This window comes from Komagataeibacter melomenusus (assembly GCF_013155395.1).
Classification (GTDB): domain Bacteria; phylum Pseudomonadota; class Alphaproteobacteria; order Acetobacterales; family Acetobacteraceae; genus Komagataeibacter; species Komagataeibacter melomenusus.
Genome location: NZ_JABJWC010000041.1, coordinates 1 through 20,554 on the forward strand (window position 1 = coordinate 1; position 20,554 = coordinate 20,554).

A 20,554-nucleotide genomic window follows, 5' to 3' on the forward strand; every position below is an offset into this window, starting at 1 on the left:
GGGCGTTATGGCGGGGCGGGCGGTTTTCAAGGTGGCGGCGCATGAAGTGGGTGGCGATGTCGGCCAGTTCAACGAACTGGTCGGCCTGGCGGCGCAGTTCATCGCCAATCAGCGGGGGCGTGGTCTTGATCGAGCCGACCACGGTGGTGCGCACGCCCTGGCGCTGCACGGATTCGAGCAGGCGGCGGAAATCGGAATCCCCGCTGAACAGAACCGCGTGGTCGATGCGCGGGGCCATTTCCATCATGTCTACCGCGAGTTCCACATCCATGTTGCCCCGCACGCGGCGGCGGCCGTTATGGTCGATGAACTCGCGCGCGTTCTTGGTCACGAGGGAATAGCCGTTATAGACGAGCCAGTCCGTCAGTGGCTTGAGGGGGGAGTATTCCTCGGTATCGAGTACGGCGGAATAATAATAGGCCCGCAATACGTTTGATTTCGAGCGGAAGAATTGCAGCAGCTTACGGTAATCAACCTCGAAACCAAGGTTGCGTGATGCGGAATACAGGCTGGTGCCATCAATAAAAAGGCAGAGCCGTTCCTCGGGTTGAAAAAACATTTGTGTTCAGTCCCTGAAACAAGAAAGTGAATATGTTGCGATCGTGTTAAATTTCGACGGACATGTATTTTATTGTGATGGGGAAGTTGTGCAGTAACAATCGGTCCAGTTATATAGAAGCGGATATCCTCACATAAGTTCCCTGATGGTCGGATTACTCACCCGGCGCAGGCTAACGGACCATAGTTTCCCGATGAAAATGCCGCAATCCATCTCCTGCATCCAAGACACCTTTATTGCGGTGGGCGCCAACCTGCCACGCGAAAGTGGTGAAACTGCGGCCATGACCTGCCTGTGGGCGGTGGGTGAACTCGCCCGCATTCCCGGCCTTTCGGTGGTGGGTGTCTCGGCATGGTACGAGAGCGCGCCGGTGCCCCCTTCGGGCCAGCCCCCTTATGTAAACGGAGTCGTGCGCATGGCGGGCGACGTGGACCCCGCCTGGCTGCTGGGCCAGCTCCATGCCATCGAGGCCGCCGCCGGGCGCAGGCGCACCGTGGCCAACGCCGCCCGCCCGCTTGATCTCGACATCATCTCCATGGGCGCGCTGGTGCGTCAGGCGCCCGACCCCATCGTGCCGCATCCGCGGGCAACGCAGCGCGCCTTCGTGCTGCTGCCGCTGCGCGATGTCATGCCTGCGTGGCGCGACCCGGTGACAGGGCAGGGGATCGATGCCTTCCTGCCCGGTGTCGCGGGGCAGGCCATCCGGCGCATGGCGGAACCGGAGGGTGCATCAGCCCCCGCATAAGGCTTGCATCACGACAGGCGGGGGCGTAATAAGGTAAATTCTTATCAACACACCTATTTAACAACCGGAGTTCAGGCCTGATGGCACGCGTCACTGTCGAGGACTGCGTTGAGCGGGTTCCCAATCGTTTTGAACTGGTGCTGCTCGCAGCCCAGCGCGCCCGCGCCCTGTCGCGCGGCGAGGAAATGACGATTGACCGCGATAACGACAAGAACCCCGTTGTCGCCCTGCGCGAGATCGCGGACCAGACCATTAACCTCGAGCAGATCCGCGGTGACCTGGTGCGCTCGCTCGCCCGCGCGCCCGAGCCCGAGCCCGCTGATGAGGAAGTGGTCGACCTGATCCCGACCGAGCAGAACATCTTCGGCCTGCAGGATGTCTCGGCCGAGGAAGAGGCCCGCCACGCCACTGGCGGCATGTCGGCTGAAGAACTCGAGGCATCGGTTGAATCGGCCCTGAGCGGACGGGGTCGTTAATTCCTGACGAAAGGGTCGAAGGTGACTGACCCGACCGGATCGGAAACCACATCTTCCTCCCTGCCCGTGCCTGTCGCGGGTGGCGTGGCCGCATCTGCGGCCACCCTTCCCGCCCGGCACGAGGGCGGGGAACGCACCCTCTCGTGCGAGGGGCTGATCCGGCGCATCCAGGCGTACGACCCCGCTGCCGATGCGGACCTGATCCGCCGGGCCTTTGCCGTGGCCGCCGCCGCCCATGCGGGCCAGGCGCGCGATAACGGCGACCCCTACATCACCCACCCGCTGGCCGTGGCCAACATCCTTGCGGGTTTCCATCTTGATACCGCCTCGATCGTGACAGCGCTGCTGCATGATACGGTTGAAGATACCGGCGTGACCCAGAAGCAGTTGCGCGAGCAGTTTGGCGATACGGTTGCCGAGCTGGTTGATGGCGTGACCAAGCTCACACGGCTCGAACTCCAGTCCGACCGCACCAAGCAGGCGGAGAATTTCCGCAAGCTCGTGCTGGCCATGTCGCGCGACATCCGCGTGCTGCTCGTCAAGCTGGCCGACCGGCTGCACAACATGCGCACGCTGCATTACGTGCAGCGCATCGACCGCAGGCAGCGCATCGCGCGCGAGACGATGGAGATCTACGCCCCCCTTGCCGGCCGTATCGGCATGGACAAGGTCAAGGTCGAACTCCAGAACCTGTCCTTCGCCGCCCTCGAGCCCGAGGCGATGGCCACCATCCGCGCGCGCCTCAACTACCTGCGCGGGCAGGGCGCTGACGTGATCGAGGAGATCCGCCGCGAACTCCAGGCGCTGTGCATCGATGCCGGGCTGGAAGGCGTGGAGGTGACGGGGCGCGAAAAGACGCCCTATTCCATCTGGGAAAAGATGCAGCGGCGCAATGTCGCCTTCGAGCAGCTTTCCGACATCATGGCCTTCCGCATCATCGTGCCCTCGCGTGAGGCGTGTTATATCGCGCTCGGTGCGGTGCATGCCGCCTATCCGGTCATTGCCGGGCGGTTCAAGGACTATATTTCCACGCCCAAGGCCAACGGCTACCAGAGCCTGCATACCGGGGTGACGCTGCGCCACCCGCGCAACCAGAAGATCGAGGTGCAGATCCGCACGGCGGAAATGCACGACGTGGCCGAGAACGGCGTGGCCTCGCACTGGCTGTACAAGCAGCTGCCCGATGCGGCGGCAAAGGGGGCGACCGGGGGCGTGGTCTCGGGCCTGCGCTGGGTGCAGGACCTGCTCGACATCCTTGAGGATTCGTCGGCCCCCGATGAGTTCCTCGAGAACACCAAGCTCGAACTCTATCAGGACCAGGTCTTCTGCTTTACGCCCAAGGGGCAGCTGATCTCGCTGCCGCGCGGGGCCACGCCGGTTGATTTTGCCTATGCCGTGCACAGCCAGGTGGGCGATACCTGCGTGGGCGCGCGCATCAATGGCCGCCTGATGCCGCTGCGCCACGAGTTGCAGAATGGCGATCAGGTCGAGATCATGACCGCGCGCGGGGGCACGCCCTCGCCCTCGTGGGAGCGGTTTGTCGCTACCGGCAAGGCGCGCGCGCGCATCCGCCGCCATGTGGCGCTGCAGCAGCGCGAGGCCCATCTGGAAAGTGGGCGCGTGGCGCTGGCCAAGGCCTTCCGGCAGGAAGGGGTGGATGGCTCGGAAAAGGTGCTTGAAAGCCTGCTCAAGGACCTGCGCCTGCAAAGCGTGGCTGACCTGTACGTAGCCGTGGGCAATGGCAACCAGTCCGCGCGCGAGGTGGTGCAACTGGCTTACCCCGAGCTGCGCCGTGCCCCGCGCGCGCCGCGCATGGTGCCGGGGCTGTCCATGCGCGCGCCTGCCGGGGGGGCGCTGGGTGGCGGTATTCCGGGGCGGCGCAGGCCGGCGGCGGGCGGCATGGCGCTTGCAGGCGTAGGCGCGGGCATGGCGGTGCATTTTGCCGGGTGCTGCCACCCGCTGCCGGGTGACCGGATCGTGGGCATCGTCTCCACCGGCAAGGGCATTACGGTGCACACGCTGGGCTGCCAGACGCTGGAAACCTTTGCCGCCACCCCCGAGCGGTTCATGGATCTTGACTGGGATTACGACCTGATCGCGCGCAACGCCACGGGCCACCATACCGGGCGGCTGAGCGTGGTCACGGCCAACGAGCCCGCCATGCTGGCCACGCTGACCAATATCGCCGCCAAGCATGAGGGCGTGATGATGAACCTGCGCATCGTCAACCGCCAGCTTGAATTCATGGAGATCCTTGCCGATATCGAGGTGCGCGACCTGCGGCACCTGACCGCCATCATGGTGGCGCTGCGTGCGGCGAAGGGCGTGGTGCAGGTTGAACGGGCAAGGGGGTAGTCAGCCATGCTGATCGGCATCGGCTCGGACCTGTGCGATGCGCGGCGGATCGAGACGGTCCTCGCCCGGCATGGCGCGCGCTTCATCACCCGCGTGTTCACTGTGCGCGAGCAGCAGGCCGCCGCGCGCAGGCAGGGCAATGCGCGCCTTGGCACCTATGCCAAGCGCTGGGCGGCGAAGGAAGCCTGCGCCAAGGCGCTGGGCACAGGCTTCGCCCATGGCGTGTTCCATAGCGATCTGGGCGTGGAGAACCTGCCCGGTGGCCAGCCGGTCATGCGGCTTTCAGGCGGGGCGCAGGCACGGCTTGAGGCCCTGCTGCCCGCAGGGCACAAGGCCCGCATATTCCTGACCATGACCGATGAGCACCCCTATGCCTTTGCCCAGGTCATGATCATGGCGGAGAAGGCGGTCACGGCCTGATGCCCGCGGGCTGCCCTTGGGCAATGCTTGACAGGCAGGGCATGCGTGGGCTTGATCCGCACGTTATTCGTCCGGCGCAGCCTGTCCGGTCGATGCCAGAGCCGGATTGAAGATACAGACATGCCAATGGACGATAACAAGACAATTCTCTCGCAGGCCGGGACCGAACGCCGCTCCGGCGGGCTGATGGAACTCGTGCGCACCGTGGTCATAGCGGGCGTGCTTGCCCTGAGCGTGCGCACGGTGCTGTTCGAGCCGTTCAACATTCCCTCCGGCTCCATGATCCCGACGCTGCAGGTGGGCGACTACGTGTGGGTGGCCAAATACAGCTATGGCTACTCGCATTTCGCGCTGCCGGGCGCGCCCAACCTGTTCGAGGGGCGTATTTTCAACAGCATGCCCCATCGGGGTGACGTGGCGGTGTTCCGCTTCACCAAGGATACCTCGATCGACTACATCAAGCGCATCGTGGGCCTGCCGGGTGATACGGTGCAGATGCGCGAGGGCAAGCTCTACCTCAACGGCACCGAAGTGCCCCGCGAGCCCGAAGGCGATTATGCCGCCATCGACGAGCACCGCACCCGCATGGAGGGCGACCGCTACCGCGAGATCCTGCCCGGCAGTGGCGGCCGTGGCCCCGTGGCGCATGATATCCTCAAGCTGACCGATGAGGGCGGCAAGAACGACACGCCGGAATATGTCGTGCCGCCGGGCTACTTCTTCGCCATGGGCGACAATCGTGACGACAGCGCCGACAGCCGCTTCATGGGCGATGAGCCGCAGGATCTCGGCTTCGTGCCGATGGAGAACCTGGTGGGGCAGGCGAAGTGGATCTTCATGTCGGTCGATAACGCGCACCCGTTCTGGCAGGTGTGGTACTGGCCCAGCGAGATCCGCTGGGGCCGCCTGTTCATGGGGGTGCACTGATCATGGAGGTCGAGCGCGTTCCCGCAGCCGAGATCAGGCGGCTGGAGGCGTGCCTGGACTACCACTTCACCCGCCCCGAACTGCTGCTGCGTGCGCTCACCCACCGCTCGGCGGCGCATGAGCGCAGCGGCAACCGCCGCACGCGCCTCAGCGTGGCAAGGCGCGGGGCAGGGTCGAACGAGCGCCTTGAGTTCATCGGCGACCGGGTGCTCGGCCTTGTCATGGCCGAATGGCTGCTCGAGCGCTTCCCCGATGAGCAGGAAGGCGCGCTTGGTCCGCGCCATGCCCATCTGGTCTCGCGCACGGTGCTGGCGCAGGTGGCGCACGCAATGGGCCTGCAATCGGCGCTGGACGTAGCCGAGCATGAGGCGCGCGCGGGCGTGCGGCAGATGGCCACCGTGCTGGCCGATGCGGTCGAGGCGCTGCTCGGCGCGCTCTATCTTGATGGCGGGCTCGACCCGGCCCGCGCTTTCGTGCGGCGCATGTGGCGCGAGGCCATCACGGCCCAGGCCCGCCCGCCCAAGGACCCCAAGACGGCCCTGCAGGAATGGGTGCTCGGGCGTGGGCTGCCGCTGCCGCAGTACCGTGTCCTCTCGTCGGACGGGCCATCGCACGCGCCGCGCTTTGTCATTGCGGTCGATGCGCAGGGCAGGACCGGCCAGGGCATTGCCGGCAGCAAGCGCGCGGCTGAAAGCGACGCCGCATCGGACCTGCTGCGCCAGTTGGGCGTGGACAGCCAGGCCGCCACCACCACGAACCGTAAAGGGCAGGGACAATGACCGGCCAGGATACTGATCATACGACACGCTGCGGTTTCGTGGCCATTGTGGGCGCGCCCAATGCGGGCAAGTCCACGCTGCTCAACCGCATGGCGGGCACCAAGCTGTCCATCGTCAGCCCCAAGGCGCAGACCACGCGCTTTCGGGTGCTGGGCATTCTCATGCGCGGCACGACCCAGATGCTGCTGGTCGATACGCCGGGCATCTTCCAGCCCAAGCGCAAGCTCGACCGCGCCATGGTCGCCGCCGCCTGGACCGGCTCGGAAGATGCGGACATCACCCTGCTCATCGTCGATGCGCGCGCTGGCATGACCGATGCGCTGCGCGCGATCGCCACCCGCCTGGCCGAGCAGAAGCGCAGGCTGTGGCTGGTGCTCAACAAGACCGATCTCGTCCGGCGCGACATGCTGCTGCCCCTTACGGCGGAACTTTCCGCCATCCTGCCGGTCGAGCATGTGTTCATGGTCAGCGCGCGCTCGGGCGAGGGGGTGGATGACCTGCTCGACCGCCTTGCCGCCGAACTGCCCAAAGGCCCCTATCTCTACCCCGAGGATGACCTGACCGACCTGCCCGACCGCCTGCTGGCCGCCGAACTGGTACGCGAGCAGGTGTTCCTGCAGACCCATCAGGAAGTGCCCTATGCCGCCACGGCGGAGACGGAAAGCTTTGCCGAGCGGCCTGATGGCTCGGTGCGCATCGAGGTGACGATCTATGTCACGCGCGCCTCGCACAAGGCGATCCTGATTGGCGACAAGGGCAGCCGGATTCGCGCCATTGGCGAGAAAGCGCGGCGCGAGCTTGGCCGCCTGCTCGGGCGCACGTGCCACCTTTTCCTCAACGTGAAGGAACGCGCGGGATGGGATGAGGAGCGCGCCCGCCTGCGGGCCATCGGCCTCGATGACATTTCCTGAATCCTTAAAAGAGCGGCATCATCGGCTTGTGGGGGGGGGCATCCGTCTATATGACAGGGCATGGCCGGGCGGCCTGCCCGTCCCTAGCCCTGTTTGCCTGACCTGTTCCGAGGCCCAATGACCCAGCCCGTCAAAACCCCCGCTCCGTCATACAAGCGTGTTCTGCTCAAGGTGTCAGGCGAGGCCCTGATGGGGAGCGGGTCTTATGGCGTTGATCCGGCAACGGTTGACGCCATTGCGGTTGACGTGGCGGCCGTGGCGCGGAGCGGGGTCGAGGTGTGCCTTGTCATTGGCGGCGGCAACATCTTCCGCGGTGTGGCGGCAGCGGCCCGCGGCATGGACCGCGCGCAGGGCGATTATGCCGGCATGCTGGCCACCGTCATCAACGCGCTGCTCATGCAGAACTCGCTCGAGCGGCATGGCGTGCCCACGCGGGTCATGACGGCCATCCACATGTCCTCCATCGCCGAGCCCTATATCCGCCGCCGCGCCGTGCGGCACATGGAAAAGGGGCGGGTGGTGATCTTTGCCGCAGGCACCGGCAACCCGTTCTTCACCACCGATACGGGGGCTGCGCTGCGTGCGGCCGAGATGGAATGCGATGCGCTGTTCAAGGGCACGCAGGTCGATGGCGTGTATTCCGCCGATCCGCGCAAGCACCCCGATGCCACGCGCTACGATACGCTGACCTACCGCGATGTGCTGGCCAATGACCTCAATGTCATGGATGCCGCCGCCATCAGCCTGGCGCGCGAGAACCGCCTGCCCATCGTGGTCTTCAACATTCACGGGCAGGAGCCCTTCTCGCGCGTGATGCGGGGCGAGGGGCGTTTTACCACCATCGTGGCGGCGGACTGACGCACGCCTGAGCACCCGTGGCGCAACCGCGCCGGGCGATGGATTGATCATTAGAAGGAGGGCCACAGTGTCTGTCGATCAGAAAAGTTTGCTGGCGGATCTGACCCGCCGCATGGACGGTGCCATCGAAAGCCTGCGCCGTGATTTTGCCGGCCTGCGTTCGGGCCGCGCCAGCCCGGCCCTGCTCGAGCCGGTACGGGTTGAAGCCTATGGCGGCGAAGTGCCGCTGACCCAGGTCGGCTCCATTGCCGTGCCCGAGGCGCGCATGCTGACGGTACAGGTCTGGGATCGCACGCTGGTGGGCGCTGTCGAGCGCGCGATCCGCGATGCGGGGCTGGGCCTGAACCCGGCGGCCGATGGCCAGACCGTGCGCGTGCCCATTCCGCAGCTGACCGAGGAGCGCCGCAACGAACTGGCCCGCGCTGCTGGCAAATATGCCGAGAACGGCAAGATCGCCGTGCGTGGCGTGCGCCGCGATGGCATGGACCAGACCAAGAAGCTGGAGAAGGCGGGCGATATCAGCGAGGACGACGTGAAGACATGGTCCGACGCGATCCAGAAGCTGACGGACCAGTACGTCAAGCGCGTGGACGACCTGTTGGTCGAGAAAGAACGTGAGATCAAGCAGGTCTGATCCGTTCGTGCATCCTGTCCCGCTTTCCTCACCCCCTATCGCGCATGACTAAGGAGGACGATCAGGTCTTGTCCGGGTCAGATCATCCGGTCGCAGGCGCTGCGTGCCTGCCCGAGCATGTTGCCATCATCATGGATGGCAACGGGCGCTGGGCTAATACGCGGGGGCTGCCGCTGCTTGCGGGGCATCGCGCCGGGGCCGAGGCGGTGCAGCGCACCGTTACGGTCGCCATCAAGCGTGGCGTGAAGTGGCTCACGCTTTATGCCTTTTCATCTGAAAACTGGCGGCGGACGCCCGGCGAGGTCGCTGACCTGACCGGGCTGCTGCGCTTTTACCTGCGCCACAAGGTGGCCGAACTCTCGCGTGAAGGGGTGCGGCTGCGCATCATCGGCGACCTGACGCGCTTCCCCCCCGACATCCAGGAAGAAGCCCGGCGCGCCGAGCAGGTGACCATGGGCAATGACCGGCTGGTTCTGGTGCTTGCGCTTTCCTATGGCGGGCGAGCGGATATCGTGCAGGCGGCGGCCCGGATGGCGCAGGCCGTGGCGCGGGGCGATATCGCGGCGGACGAGATCGACGAATCCCTCTTTGCCAGCGCCCTGCTGACCGCAGGCATGCCGGACCCCGACCTTGTGGTGCGTACCAGCGGCGAGAGCAGGCTGTCGAATTTCCTGCTATGGCAGTCGGCTTATGCCGAACTGGTTTTCCTCGATACGCCCTGGCCGGATTTTGACGAAGCGCATTTCGATACCGTGCTCGAGATCTATTCGCGGCGTGAAAGGCGATTCGGTGCAAGACCGGCGTGAAGCGGCGGCGGCTTCTGGCGCGCCTGTAAAATCCGGCAACTGGAAGGACCTGCGTGCGCGCCTTGTGTCGGCTGCGGTGCTGATACCGTGCGCCGGGCTGTGCGTGTGGTATGGCGGCCTGCTTTATGGCGCGATGATCGTGCTGGCCATGGCGGGCATGGCGGCCGAGTGGGCGCGGATGTTCGGCTTCGGGCTTGAGACGCGGCGCGGGCAGTTATGCATGGCGTGGGCTGCGTGCACCGGCATTGCCGCCGTGGCCGGCCACTGGAGCGGCGCGCTGCTGGTCATGGCGGCGGGGCTCGTGCTTGGCCCGGCACTCGGGGCGGGGCAGGTGGCCATTGGCTGTGCCGGGCTGTCGCTGCTGTGGCTGCGCGCCATGAGCGATCCGGGAGCGGGCGTGGTGCTGTTTGTCGTGTCCTGCGTGGCGCTGAGCGATACCGGGGCGTACATGACGGGCCGCCTGTTTGGCGGGCCCAAGCTGGCGCCGCGCATTTCACCGGCCAAGACGTGGTCCGGCTCCATCGGCGGGCTTGCGTGCGCGGTGCTGGGCGGCATGCTGATTGCAAGCCTCATGCCTGCGGCCCAGCCGGGCGTGCTGTGGCGTGGGGCGGTGTTTGGCGGTGTGATCGCCCTTGCGGCCCAGGTGGGTGACCTGGCGGAAAGCGCGCTCAAGCGCGCGCGCGGCGTAAAGGATTCGGGCACCATCCTGCCCGGCCACGGTGGCCTGCTCGACCGTTTTGACGGGCTGCTGGTCGCGGCCCCCATGGCGGCCCTGCTGTCTTTGGGGGCGGCGGGGCGGGCGGCTTTCTGGTATGTGGGCCAGCACTGAAGCCATGATCCCGGCCATGGGACGTTTTGGGGAATAAGGTTGCAATGAAGACAGTTTCCGTTCTGGGCAGTACGGGCAGCATCGGCTGCTCCACGGTGGACCTGCTGCTGCAGGCACCCGGGCAGTTCAGCACCGGCGCGCTGGTGGGCGGGCGCAACGTGGCCAGGCTGGCCGAGCAGGCCCGCGCGCTGCGTGCCCGCCGCGCGGTCATTGCTGATGAAAGCCTGCTGCCGGAACTCGAAACCCTGCTGGCTGGCACCGGAATCGAAACCGGCGGTGGCCGCAGGGCCGTGATCGAGGCGGCCAGCCTGCCGGTTGACTGGACCATGGCGGCCATTACGGGGGCGACGGGCCTCGAGCCCACGCTGGCGGCGGTGAAGAACGGCAATGCCGTGGCCCTTGCCAACAAGGAGGCGCTGGTCTGCGCGGGCGATGTCATGCTCAAGGCGGTGGCGGATGCGGGGGCTGTGCTGCTGCCGGTCGATTCCGAGCATAACGCCGTGTTCCAGTCCATGGCCGACAAGCAGGCCGATGAGGTCGAGCAGATCATTCTCACCGCATCGGGCGGCCCGTTTCGCCGCGCAACGCTTGAGGAGATGGAAAAGGCCCCGCTCGAGGCGGCGCTGAAGCACCCGACCTGGAGCATGGGGGCCAAGATTACCATCGATTCCGCCACCATGTTCAACAAGGGGCTGGAACTGATCGAGGCCGCCCGCCTGTTCAACGTGACCGAGGACAAGCTCGGCGTGGTCGTGCATCCGCAGTCGGTCGTCCATGGCATGGTGCAGTACACCGATGGCTCCATCGTGGCCCAGCTCGGCTCGGCCGACATGCGCATTCCCATCGCTCACACGCTGGCCTGGCCCAGGCGCATGCCCACCAACTCGCCCCGGCTCGACCTTGCGGCGCTGGCGCGGCTTGATTTTGAAGCACCTGATGAAGTCCGCTTCCCCGCGCTGCGCCTTGCGCGCGAATCCCTGCGCGTGGGCGGGGCCATGCCTGCCCTCCTGTCCGGGGCGAATGAAATTGCGGTCGAGGCCTTCCTCAAGCGCGAAATCGGCTTTCTCGATATTGCCCGCATCGTCGAGGACGTGATGCAGTCCATCGGCCCGCAGCGCGCGGATACGCTGGAGGAAGTCCTGCACTGGGATGGCGAGGCCCGTCGCGTCGCCCGCCTGCGCACCGCTGCCCGCGCGGCCTGATGTGATTGTGGATGGTCACGGCGGCCATCGGGGGATAGCTTAGCATTCATGCATGATCTGATCCGGACCCTTCTGGCGTTCTCCTTTGTGTTGGGAGTGCTGGTCTTCATCCACGAACTTGGTCACTATCTGGCCGCCCGCTGGCGTGGCGTGCATGTCGAGGTGTTTTCGATCGGATTCGGCCGCCCGCTGCTGCGCTGGCATGACAGCGTGGGCACGGAATGGCGGCTGTGCCCTGTGCCGCTTGGTGGCTATGTGCGCCCGCACGGATTCGAAGGGCCGGAAGACGCGACCGAGGAACAGAAAGCCGCCTGGCAGCCCGGCCGCACCTTCCATGACAAGCCGGTGGGCTCGCGGGCCATCGTGATCCTGGCGGGGCCGGTCTTCAATTTCCTGCTCGCCATCGTGCTCTTTACCGGCCTCTATGCCACGACGGGCCAGCCCCACCTGCTCACGCAGGTTGATACGGTGGCGCCGGGCAGCGCCGCCGCTGTGGCCGGGGTGCAGAAGGGCGATGTGATCATGAGCGTGGGCGACCATGTGGTCCATGACGTGACCGACCTGCACGACTTCGTGGCCGCCCGGCCGGGCCTGGATACCACGCTGGGTATTCACCGCACGGGGGGCGACAGCACGCTGCCCGTCCATATCGGCAGCGTTACGGAAAAGGGCGGCAAGTCCTACGGCCAGCTTGGCGTGGTCTTCGCGGTTACGATCGACAAGCCGCAATCCGTGCCGCATGCCTTTGTCTCGGCCGTGAAGGAAACGTGGAACGTCTCGGTCCAGACGCTTTACGGGCTGTGGCAGATGGTCACCGGCAAGCACACCGCCTCGGATATCGGCGGTCCCCTGCGCATTGCCCAGATGTCGGGGCAGGTGGCGCAGTACGGGGTTGCGAGCCTCGTTTCCTTCATGGCGCTGCTGTCGATCAACCTCGGGCTGATCAACCTGTTCCCGGTGCCGATTCTTGATGGCGGGCGACTGGTATTTTATATTTTTGAGGCTATTCTGGGGCGACCGGTCTCGCGCCGGGTGCAGGAGGTCAGCTTCCAGGTTGGCTTCGCCCTTATTGCCGGGCTGTTCCTGTTTTCGACATTTAACGATCTGTCACATTTTGGGCTGTTTCAGTGGCTCGCCTCGCGCGCTGGACACGGGTAAGGTGCACTGAGTGATACAAGTGCTTGCACAGTGTGGTGTATATCGGATAGGTGCGCCACCAAGGCTGATACATGACAGGAAGGGAGCCGGCCCTCCATCCGGTCTTAATGCATGGCTGATCCGCATGCCGAGTGGTGAGGAATAGCGATATTGTCGAGTAAACGTTCAGCGCTGCTTGCGTCTGTCTGCGTTGTGCCGCTGTTCTGGACCGCTGGCGCCTACGCACAGGATGAAGCGGCACAGAACACGCCATTCGGCGGAGAGATGGCCCCCGGCGGCGCGCAGGAAGCGCAGGCGCCGCAGGTCGAGGCGATCAAGCCCCCCCCGCTGGAGGACCCGATCGAGGCAGTCGACATCAAGGGCAACAGCCGGATCGAGACCAGCACCATCCTGTCCTACATGGTCGTGCAGCCCGGTGACCGGTTCAATCAGGATCTGCTCGACCGTTCGCTCAAGACTCTCTATGCCACCGGCCTGTTCCATGATGTCACGCTCAAGCGCGTGGGCAACGTGCTTGAAGTGCATGTGGTCGAGAACCCGATCGTCAACCGCATCGTGTTCGAGGGCAATCACGCCGCCAAGGACGAGGACCTCACCAAGGTCATATCGCTGCGTCCGCGCGCGGTCTATTCGCCACAGGGCATCTCGACCGACCGGCAGAAGATTCTGGGCGTCTATGCCGAAAAGGCGCGCTATGCCGCGACCGTCACGCCCCAGATCATCCGCCTCGCGCATAACCGGGTGGATGTGATCTTCCATATCAACGAAGCGCAGAAGACCCTGATCAAGAAGGTCACGTTCGTTGGTAACAAGTCGTTCAGCAGCGCGCAGCTTGCGGGCATCGTCTCGTCGAAGGAGACGGCGTGGTATCGATTCTTCGCCTCGAGCGACCAGTACAATCCCGAGCGCATCAAATATGACGCCGAACTGCTGCATCGCTTCTACCTGAAGAACGGCTTTGTCGATTTCCAGGTCAAGAACGCCACGGGCGAACTCTCGCCCGACCGCAAGAGCTTCTACATCACCTATACGATGGAAGAAGGCCCGCGCTACCGCCTGAACAAGATGAGCGTGCAGTCCTCGCTGCGGCATGTCTCGGCGGATTCGATGAAGAAGTACATCTCGCTCTTCCATGGGCAGTGGTACGATGGCAGCGCGATCCAGCATAACGCGACCAACATGCAGGAACTGCTGCAGGGCAAGGGCTATCCCTTCGCCATGGTGCACCCCGAGATTGCCCGCAACCCCGAAAAGCGCACCGTCAACCTGCTGTTCGACATTACCGAAGGGCCGCGGATGTATGTCGAGCGCATCGACATCAACGGCAACACCATTACCGAGGACAAGGTGATCCGCCGCCAGTTGCCCATGGCCGAAGGCGACCCGTACACCCCGCTCGACCGCAAATATTCCAAGATGATCCTGGAAGACCTCGGCTTCTTCAAGACCGTGTCGATCGACCAGACCCCCGGTTCCGCGCCGGACAAGGTCAACATCTCGGCCGACGTGGTGGAAAAGCCCACCGGCGAGTTCTCGCTCGGCGGTGGTTATTCGACCGATGCCGGCGTGCTCGGCAACCTTGGCCTCAAGCAGCATAACCTGCTCGGCACCGGCATCGATGCCGGCTTTACCGGCACGGCCGCGTATTATGAAGACCAGGCCGACATCTCGCTGACCGACCCGTATTTCCTCAACCGCAACCTTGTGGCCGGTATCGATATCTTCGGCATGCAGAACCATTACATGACCTATCAGAGCTACTCTGAAGGCCGGTATGGCATCACGCTGCGCATGGGCTATTCGTACAACAACCACCTGTCGCAGTCGTGGAACTATACGCTGACCGACCGGCAGGTGGACGATACATGGTCGGATTCGTCGTATTACGTGCAGGATCAGTCCGGCTGGTCGCTGCTGTCGCAGCTGAGCACCACACTGACATACGATACACGCGACCGGCGACAGCAGCCGCATAAAGGTTTCGTGGTACGCGTGGGTGGCGATTTTGCGGGTATCGGCGGCAACGAGCGTTACCTGCGTGGCAAGGTTGACGCCGCCTACTATATTCCGCTCGACAGCCTCATGGGCAACCATGACTGGACCGTCAGCTTCCGGGGCGGCGCGGGTGACATCATGAACTGGGGCGGCGGCCGCAGCGACATCATCGACAACTTCTATCTGGGTGGTAACTCGCTGCGCGGGTTCATGGATGGTGGCGTCGGGCCGCGAAGCTACGCCATTCCCGCGCGTGATGGATATCCCATGCATTCGCAGCAGGACTTCCTGGGCGGGCGGTTCATGTACACGGCCTCGGCGCAGGTGGACTTCCCCATTCCGTTTGCTTCGGCCATGGGCATCAAGGGGCGTTACTTCGTGGATATGGGTGGCCTGGATGGCCTGCGCGTGCGCCGCCGCTACACGTCGATGAAGGACTGGCCGAAATATACCCCGGTCTATGACGATACGCTGACACCTGTTGTCTCGACAGGCGTGGGCATTGCGTGGAAGAGTCCGTTCGGTCTCGTGAATATCGATCTGGGTGTTCCCCTGCACAAGGGAACCAATGACAGGACCCAGCTGCTCCGCTTCGGCTTCGGCCAACAATTCTGAGGTGATAATGTTGCGTAAATCCGGCATCCGTCTGCTTGCCGCAACCGCTCTGCTCGGGTGGGGATATCAGGCCGTATCAAGTGCGCATGCGCAGGGAACCGGCGGCAATGCCGGGTGGTTCGTGCCCAAGGCCGCGCAGCCCGCAGCCCATGCCCCCCAGCATGAGGCAGCACCCCCCATGCCGCTCGCCGCCGCCCCGGCCGATACCGAGGAAGCGCAGTCCCAGAACCCGCCGATCCTGCCCCTGCCGCCCGTGCCCAAGGCGCCCGACGTGCCCAAGAGCGCACCGCCGCCGGCACCCGTCATTGGCGTGATCAGCGTGCCGGAAGTGATGCGCCTGTCCAGTGCGGCCCAGCAGGCCGAGCGCGTGCTCGGCGCCCGGCGCGACGACCTTGCCCGCGAGGCACAGAAGGAGCAGGCCGGCTGGCGCGACGAGCAGCAGAAGCTGCAGGGCCAGGCCAAGACCATGTCGTCAGACCAGATCCAGGCCCAGGAGCGCAAGCTGCAGGAGCGGGTGATGGCGGCGCAGAAGGATTTCCGCAACCGCAACCGCGTGATCCAGGAAGCGGCCCAGGTGGCGCTGGGCCAGATCGAGCGTGAACTGGTCCAGATCATCCGGCAGGTGGCGGCCAGCCGCAGCATGAACCTCGTGCTGCACCGTGAGCAGGTGGCCCTGAGCCAGGAACCGCTTGATGTCACGCAGCAGGTAGCGACCCAGCTCAACGCGGTGTTGCCCACCGTCTTCATCCCCGCGGCGGATGCCGACCCCGAAGTACTGGCCAAGTCGGGCACCATGCCCACCACGGCCGATGCCGACAAGCCCGCTCCCGCCCCGGCGGCGGCACCCGCCAAGCATTAAGGTCCGTTTCATGACAGTGACGCCGGATAACATCCCGGGCGATCCACGCTTCTTTGTCACGCAGGGGCCATTTGCGCTGGCTGAGCTGGCCCGGTGCAGCGGGGCCGAACTGCGCGCGGCCAGCGATGGCGGCGAGGCGCGCCGGTTTACCGGTATCGCCCCCCTGCAATCCGCCACGCGCGATCAGGTCAGCTTTCTTGATAACCGCCGTTACCTGCCCCTGCTTGAAGGCACGGGCGCAGGGGCCGTGATCGTCGCCCCCGCCTTTGCGGACAAGGTGCCCGCGCATGCGGCGGTTCTGGTGTCACGCGCGCCCTACCAGGCCTGGGCGCGCATCGCCACGCTGTTCTATCCCGCGCCGCCGGTCACCCCCGGCATCCACCCCACCGCCGTGATCGGTGCGGGCTGCGAGATCGATCCCACCGCCGCCATTGGCGCGTTTGCCGTGCTTGGCGCGCGGGTGCGTGTGGGGGCGGGGGCGGATATCGGCACCCATGCCAGCATTGGCGCGGGGGTCGAGATCGGGGCGCGCTGCCGCATCGGCGCGCATGTCGCCATCTCGCACGCGCTGCTGGGCGAGCGGGTGACCCTGCTGCCCGGCGCGCGGATCGGGCAGGACGGGTTCGGATTTGCCGTCACGCCCGAAGGTTTCGAGAACGTGCCGCAGCTTGGCCGTGTCATCCTGGAGGACGGGGTGGAGATCGGCGCCAATTCCACGGTGGATCGCGGGTCGATCCGTGATACCGTGATCGGCGCGGGCTCGCGCCTCGACAACCTGGTGCAGATTGGCCATAATGCACGGCTGGGGCGCTGCTGTATCGTGGTGTCCCAGGCGGGAATCTCCGGTTCCACCGAACTGGGTGATTTCGTGACCGTCGCGGCGCAGGCCGGGCTGATCGGACACATCAAGATCGGTACCAAGGCCCGGATCGGGGCGCAGTGTGGTGTCATGTCCGACGTAGAGGCCGGTGCCGACGTGATCGGCAGTCCGGCGATGCCTTTCCGGGAGTTCTTCCGGAACGTGGCTTTCCTGCGTCGAATGGCCAAGAAAACGACGCAGGATGGCGGGGGCGAAAAGGCCGGCAAGGCCTGATCGCCAGACGTCATCAGATATTCAACCGGTAGGAGGCGCCTGGCCCGCCTGGTGGCAGGTTCCCCTCCTTACCGAACAAGTGGTTGGACGACGTGGATAAAGAAGTAGAGGCACTGCCGGCGGACGCAAAGCCCGCGACCCTGGAATCGATTGACATCATGCGGATCATGGAAGCGATTCCCCATCGCTATCCGTTCCTGCTGATTGATCGCATGGTCGATATCGTGCTGGGGCAGTCGGCGGTTGGCATCAAGAATGTCACGGTCAACGAGCCGCATTTCCAGGGGCATTTTCCTGCCCGCCCCGTCATGCCGGGCGTGCTCATCATCGAGGCGATGGCCCAGACGGCGGCAACCCTTGTGGTGCTGACGCTCGGGCAGGCCTTCGAGGGCAAGCTGGTCTATTTCATGACCATCGATGGCGCGAAGTTCCGCCGCCCCGTGGGGCCGGGCGACCAGCTGCACATTCATGTGGAGAAGGAACGCAGCCGCGCCAATGTCTGGAAGTTCAAGGGTATTGCGCGCGTTGATGGCGTGTCCGTTGCCGAGGCAACGTTCAGCGCCATGATTATGGGGTAATCCCGCAGGAAACGGACCGCTTGCGCGGCATCGGTGTCTGAAGTCATAGTTACTTGCGGGGATGGAGGCTATTCTGGCAGGAAGTTCATCTAACGGTACCCAACTGGATGAACGGCGTGACAAAACGCCTGAAATCCATCCGTCATCCATTGTTTCCAGCCGGGCGCGCATTGGCAGCGGGGTCCGGATCGGGCCTTGGTGCACGGTCGGGCCTGATGTCGAGATCGGCGATAATGTCGAACTGATCTCGCATGTGGTGGTTGATGGCCACACCACGCTGGGCGAGGGGGTCGTGTGCTACCCGTTCACCACCGTGGGCATGGCGCCGCAGGACCTGAAATACAGGGGCGAGCCGACCGCGTGCGTGGTGGGGCCCCGCACCATCATCCGTGAAAACGTGACCATCCACCGTGGCACGGCTACCGGCACGGGCGTCACCCGCATCGGACCGGACTGCCTGATCATGGCCAATTCCCATGTGGCGCATGACTGTACGCTCGGGCGGGGTGTGATCATTGTCAACAACGTGGTCATGGGTGGCCATGTCACGATTGGCGATGATGCCCGCATCATGGGGGCGGCAGCGCTGCACCAGTTCGTGCGCATTGGCCATGCGGCCCTTGTGGGCGGCGTATGTGGCGTGGAGGCCGACGTGATCCCGTATGGCAGCGTCCTGGGCAACCGGGCGCGGCTGGTGGGGCTGCACTGGATCTGGCTGCGGCGCAACGGCGTGCAGCCCGATGAGATCCGGCGCATGCGCCAGGCCTTCCGCGCGCTGTACCCCAAGGCGGCGCATGCGACCGGCACCGTGTTCCAGACCCGGCTCGAGCATGTGCGCAAGACCTATGGCGATGATGCGCGCGTGGTTGAAATTCTCGATTTTATCGCAGCTCCCAGCCATCGCGGCCTAGTGCGCGTGCAGAGCGGCGACATGATCGAGAGCGATGGCGCCTGAGCCTGAAACTGGTCGGCTTGCGGGGCAGTGTGTCGGCATCCTTGCCGGTGGCGGCCCGTTGCCCGGCCAGGTGGCCCGTGCGGTCACGCAGGCCGGGGGGCAGGTCTTTATCGTGGGCTTTCAGGGGTTTGCCGAGCCGGATGTGATCGGCCCCTGGCCCCACCGCATGATCCGCCTGGCCGCAGCGGGTGAAATCCTGTCTGCCCTGCATGATCACGGCTGCCGCGACCTGGTGCTGATCGGCCCGGTGCGGCGGCCCTCCCTTGTCAATCTGCGGCCTGACGCCACGGGGGCGCGTATTCTCGCGCGCATCGGCAAGGCCCTGTTCGCGGGCGATGACGGCCTGCTGGGCGCGATCGTGCGCGTGCTGGGCGAGGAAGGCTTCACCATTCGCGGCGCCCACGAATATCTTGCCGGTTCCGTGGCCCGTCAGGGCGCGATGGGACGGCACGCGCCCGATGACGCGGCCCTGGCTGACATGGAACTTGGCCGCCGGGTGGTGCGCACGCTTGGTGCGCTTGATATCGGCCAGGGCTGCGTGGTGCAGGGCGGGCTTGTGCTGGCGGTCGAGGCGCTGGAAGGCACCGACCGCATGCTCGAACGCGTGGGCGCGCTGCGGCAACCCGACCGCCCCGGCGGCGTTCTGGTGAAAATGGCCAAGCCCGGCCAGGAGCGCCGCGCCGACCTGCCAACCATCGGGCCGCGCACGGTCGCAGGGGCGGCGGCGGCAGGGTTGCGCGGCATTGCCATCGAGGCCGGAGCCACGCTCATGACCGATCCCGCCGCCTGTATTGCCATGGCGGATGAGGCCGGGCTGTTCCTGACCGGATTTGCGGGCGGGGACGCAAAAACAACCTGAAGGGACAAACGCCAGTGGGAACCTATCTCCATACCATGGTGCGCGTGCGCAACATCGAGGCAAGCCTTGCCTTCTACCAGTTGCTGGGCATGCAGGAACTGCGCCGCAGGGTGGTGCCGGAAGGCAAATATACCCTTGTATTCATCGGCTATGGCGACAATGCCGCAGGCCAGGCTGAAATCGAGCTGACCTATAACTGGGGCGTCGATGATGGCTATGACGTGGGCACCGGTTTCGGCCATTTCGCGCTGGGCGTGCCGGATGTGAAGGCGCTGGTGGAAAAGGTGCGCGCCGGTGGCGGCAAGGTCACGCGCGAGCCGGGGCCGGTCAAATTCGGCACGACCTTCATCGCCTTTGTGGAAGACCCGGATGGCTACAAGATCGAACTGATCGAAAAGCCCCACGCCTGATCTGTCCTCAGGGCTGGCGCGCGGGCAGCAGGCGGCGCATGGCGCTGAGTTCCTTCGTGGCGGCCTCGAGCGCTGCGATGATGTCGCGTGCGGCGGCCTGCGTGCGCGCATCCTTGCTCAGGGCCAGCGAATCCGCGCGCAGCATGGCGGGGGCGAGGTGGCCACGAATGTCGTGGATGTGCCGCCTGAGCGCTTCGGTCTGGGCAGCAGTGGAGTCGGGGGCAGGACTGGGCATGGAAATCATCCGGTTCGGGCTCACGGGGTCGCCAGCATTGACGTTGCCTGAAAGCGGCAGTATAAGGCGCCGCTCGGGTCGTGCGCATGGTGCGGGGCCTGATGGAATTTATTCCGTAACCTGTCTGTCATTGTCAATCTGGGAGTGCCGTTGTGAAGCGCACGTATCAACCCTCGAAGCTGGTCCGCAAGCGTCGCCACGGCTTCCGTTCGCGTATGGAAACCGTTGGTGGCCGCAAGATTGTTGCAAACCGTCGCAGCAAGGGCCGCAAGCGTCTTTCTGCCTGAGGCAGGTGA

At 65.1% G+C, this 20,554-nt stretch carries 23 protein-coding genes; 21 read left to right on the forward strand and 2 right to left on the reverse strand.

Going from position 1 to position 20,554, the window contains the following annotated elements:
* The coding region (locus tag HNW77_RS13550; RefSeq protein WP_172158316.1) for a LabA-like NYN domain-containing protein at positions 1-559 on the reverse strand (559 nt) is incomplete at its 3' end.
* A gap of 193 nt (positions 560-752) precedes the next feature.
* Here HNW77_RS13550 and folK point away from each other — a divergent pair.
* The 20 genes from folK to gloA all read left to right on the forward strand — a co-directional run bounded on the left by folK (position 753) and on the right by gloA (position 20,023).
* Positions 753-1,304, forward strand: coding sequence for a 2-amino-4-hydroxy-6-hydroxymethyldihydropteridine diphosphokinase (gene folK / locus HNW77_RS13555; RefSeq protein WP_241694478.1), 552 nt, complete (start codon positions 753-755; stop codon positions 1,302-1,304).
* Positions 1,305-1,384: 80 nt separating this feature from the next.
* Positions 1,385-1,780 carry a DNA-directed RNA polymerase subunit omega gene (gene rpoZ, locus HNW77_RS13560; protein ID WP_172158318.1) on the forward strand — a complete coding sequence of 132 codons (396 nt, stop codon included), beginning with the start codon at positions 1,385-1,387 and terminating at the stop codon, positions 1,778-1,780.
* A gap of 60 nt (positions 1,781-1,840) precedes the next feature.
* Positions 1,841-4,135, forward strand: coding sequence for a RelA/SpoT family protein (locus tag HNW77_RS13565; protein ID WP_172158377.1), 2,295 nt, complete (start codon positions 1,841-1,843; stop codon positions 4,133-4,135).
* 6 nt (positions 4,136-4,141) lie between these two features.
* On the forward strand, positions 4,142-4,555 hold the full coding sequence (gene acpS / locus HNW77_RS13570) for a holo-ACP synthase (protein WP_172158319.1): 414 nt from the start codon (positions 4,142-4,144) through the stop codon (positions 4,553-4,555).
* A 126-nt stretch (positions 4,556-4,681) separates the two neighbouring features.
* On the forward strand, positions 4,682-5,482 hold the full coding sequence (lepB, locus tag HNW77_RS13575; protein ID WP_172158378.1) for a signal peptidase I: 801 nt from the start codon (positions 4,682-4,684) through the stop codon (positions 5,480-5,482).
* 2 nt (positions 5,483-5,484) lie between these two features.
* The gene (gene rnc / locus HNW77_RS13580; RefSeq protein ID WP_172158321.1) at positions 5,485-6,261 is read left to right on the forward strand and encodes a ribonuclease III; all 777 of its coding nucleotides are present in this window, start codon (positions 5,485-5,487) and stop codon (positions 6,259-6,261) included.
* The gene (gene era / locus HNW77_RS13585; RefSeq protein WP_172158322.1) at positions 6,258-7,172 is read left to right on the forward strand and encodes a GTPase Era; all 915 of its coding nucleotides are present in this window, start codon (positions 6,258-6,260) and stop codon (positions 7,170-7,172) included. Before rnc ends, era begins: the two co-directional genes overlap by 4 nt.
* A gap of 117 nt (positions 7,173-7,289) precedes the next feature.
* Positions 7,290-8,030, forward strand: a complete 741-nt coding sequence (gene pyrH, locus HNW77_RS13590) for a UMP kinase (RefSeq protein ID WP_172158324.1) — start codon at positions 7,290-7,292, stop codon at positions 8,028-8,030.
* A 67-nt stretch (positions 8,031-8,097) separates the two neighbouring features.
* Positions 8,098-8,664 (forward strand): ribosome recycling factor, encoded by a 567-nt coding sequence (frr, locus tag HNW77_RS13595; RefSeq protein ID WP_061271562.1) that lies wholly within the window; start codon positions 8,098-8,100, stop codon positions 8,662-8,664.
* A gap of 44 nt (positions 8,665-8,708) precedes the next feature.
* Positions 8,709-9,470, forward strand: coding sequence for a polyprenyl diphosphate synthase (uppS, locus tag HNW77_RS13600; RefSeq protein ID WP_172158326.1), 762 nt, complete (start codon positions 8,709-8,711; stop codon positions 9,468-9,470).
* Positions 9,454-10,299 carry a phosphatidate cytidylyltransferase gene (locus HNW77_RS13605; protein WP_172158327.1) on the forward strand — a complete coding sequence of 282 codons (846 nt, stop codon included), beginning with the start codon at positions 9,454-9,456 and terminating at the stop codon, positions 10,297-10,299. Before uppS ends, HNW77_RS13605 begins: the two co-directional genes overlap by 17 nt.
* Positions 10,300-10,343: 44 nt before the next feature.
* Positions 10,344-11,501 carry a 1-deoxy-D-xylulose-5-phosphate reductoisomerase gene (gene dxr, locus HNW77_RS13610; protein WP_172158329.1) on the forward strand — a complete coding sequence of 386 codons (1,158 nt, stop codon included), beginning with the start codon at positions 10,344-10,346 and terminating at the stop codon, positions 11,499-11,501.
* 48 nt (positions 11,502-11,549) lie between these two features.
* On the forward strand, positions 11,550-12,659 hold the full coding sequence (gene rseP, locus HNW77_RS13615; RefSeq protein WP_172158331.1) for an RIP metalloprotease RseP: 1,110 nt from the start codon (positions 11,550-11,552) through the stop codon (positions 12,657-12,659).
* Positions 12,660-12,851: 192 nt separating this feature from the next.
* On the forward strand, positions 12,852-15,269 hold the full coding sequence (bamA, locus tag HNW77_RS13620; protein WP_276592094.1) for an outer membrane protein assembly factor BamA: 2,418 nt from the start codon (positions 12,852-12,854) through the stop codon (positions 15,267-15,269).
* Between the two features lie 7 nt (positions 15,270-15,276).
* The gene (locus HNW77_RS13625; RefSeq protein ID WP_172158334.1) at positions 15,277-16,128 is read left to right on the forward strand and encodes an OmpH family outer membrane protein; all 852 of its coding nucleotides are present in this window, start codon (positions 15,277-15,279) and stop codon (positions 16,126-16,128) included.
* Between the two features lie 10 nt (positions 16,129-16,138).
* Positions 16,139-17,221, forward strand: coding sequence for a UDP-3-O-(3-hydroxymyristoyl)glucosamine N-acyltransferase (gene lpxD / locus HNW77_RS13630; protein WP_172158336.1), 1,083 nt, complete (start codon positions 16,139-16,141; stop codon positions 17,219-17,221).
* A gap of 92 nt (positions 17,222-17,313) precedes the next feature.
* Positions 17,314-17,799, forward strand: coding sequence for a 3-hydroxyacyl-ACP dehydratase FabZ (gene fabZ / locus HNW77_RS13635; RefSeq protein WP_172158344.1), 486 nt, complete (start codon positions 17,314-17,316; stop codon positions 17,797-17,799).
* A 103-nt stretch (positions 17,800-17,902) separates the two neighbouring features.
* A complete protein-coding gene (gene lpxA, locus HNW77_RS13640) occupies positions 17,903-18,754 on the forward strand; it encodes an acyl-ACP--UDP-N-acetylglucosamine O-acyltransferase (protein WP_172158380.1) in 852 nt (283 codons plus the stop codon).
* The gene (locus HNW77_RS13645; RefSeq protein ID WP_172158351.1) at positions 18,744-19,613 is read left to right on the forward strand and encodes an LpxI family protein; all 870 of its coding nucleotides are present in this window, start codon (positions 18,744-18,746) and stop codon (positions 19,611-19,613) included. The genes lpxA and HNW77_RS13645 overlap by 11 nt, the downstream gene beginning before the upstream one ends.
* Before the next feature lie 14 nt (positions 19,614-19,627).
* A complete protein-coding gene (gene gloA / locus HNW77_RS13650; protein WP_172158353.1) occupies positions 19,628-20,023 on the forward strand; it encodes a lactoylglutathione lyase in 396 nt (131 codons plus the stop codon).
* Positions 20,024-20,030: 7 nt separating this feature from the next.
* Here gloA and HNW77_RS13655 read toward each other — a convergent pair whose 3' ends face one another.
* Positions 20,031-20,258: a hypothetical protein gene (locus HNW77_RS13655; protein WP_172158355.1), complete on the reverse strand. Its 228-nt coding sequence runs from the start codon at positions 20,256-20,258 to the stop codon at positions 20,031-20,033.
* Between the two features lie 152 nt (positions 20,259-20,410).
* Here HNW77_RS13655 and rpmH point away from each other — a divergent pair, with 152 nt between their 5' ends.
* Positions 20,411-20,545, forward strand: coding sequence for a 50S ribosomal protein L34 (gene rpmH, locus HNW77_RS13660; protein ID WP_078526639.1), 135 nt, complete (start codon positions 20,411-20,413; stop codon positions 20,543-20,545).
* The last annotated feature ends 9 nt before the right edge of the window (positions 20,546-20,554 follow it).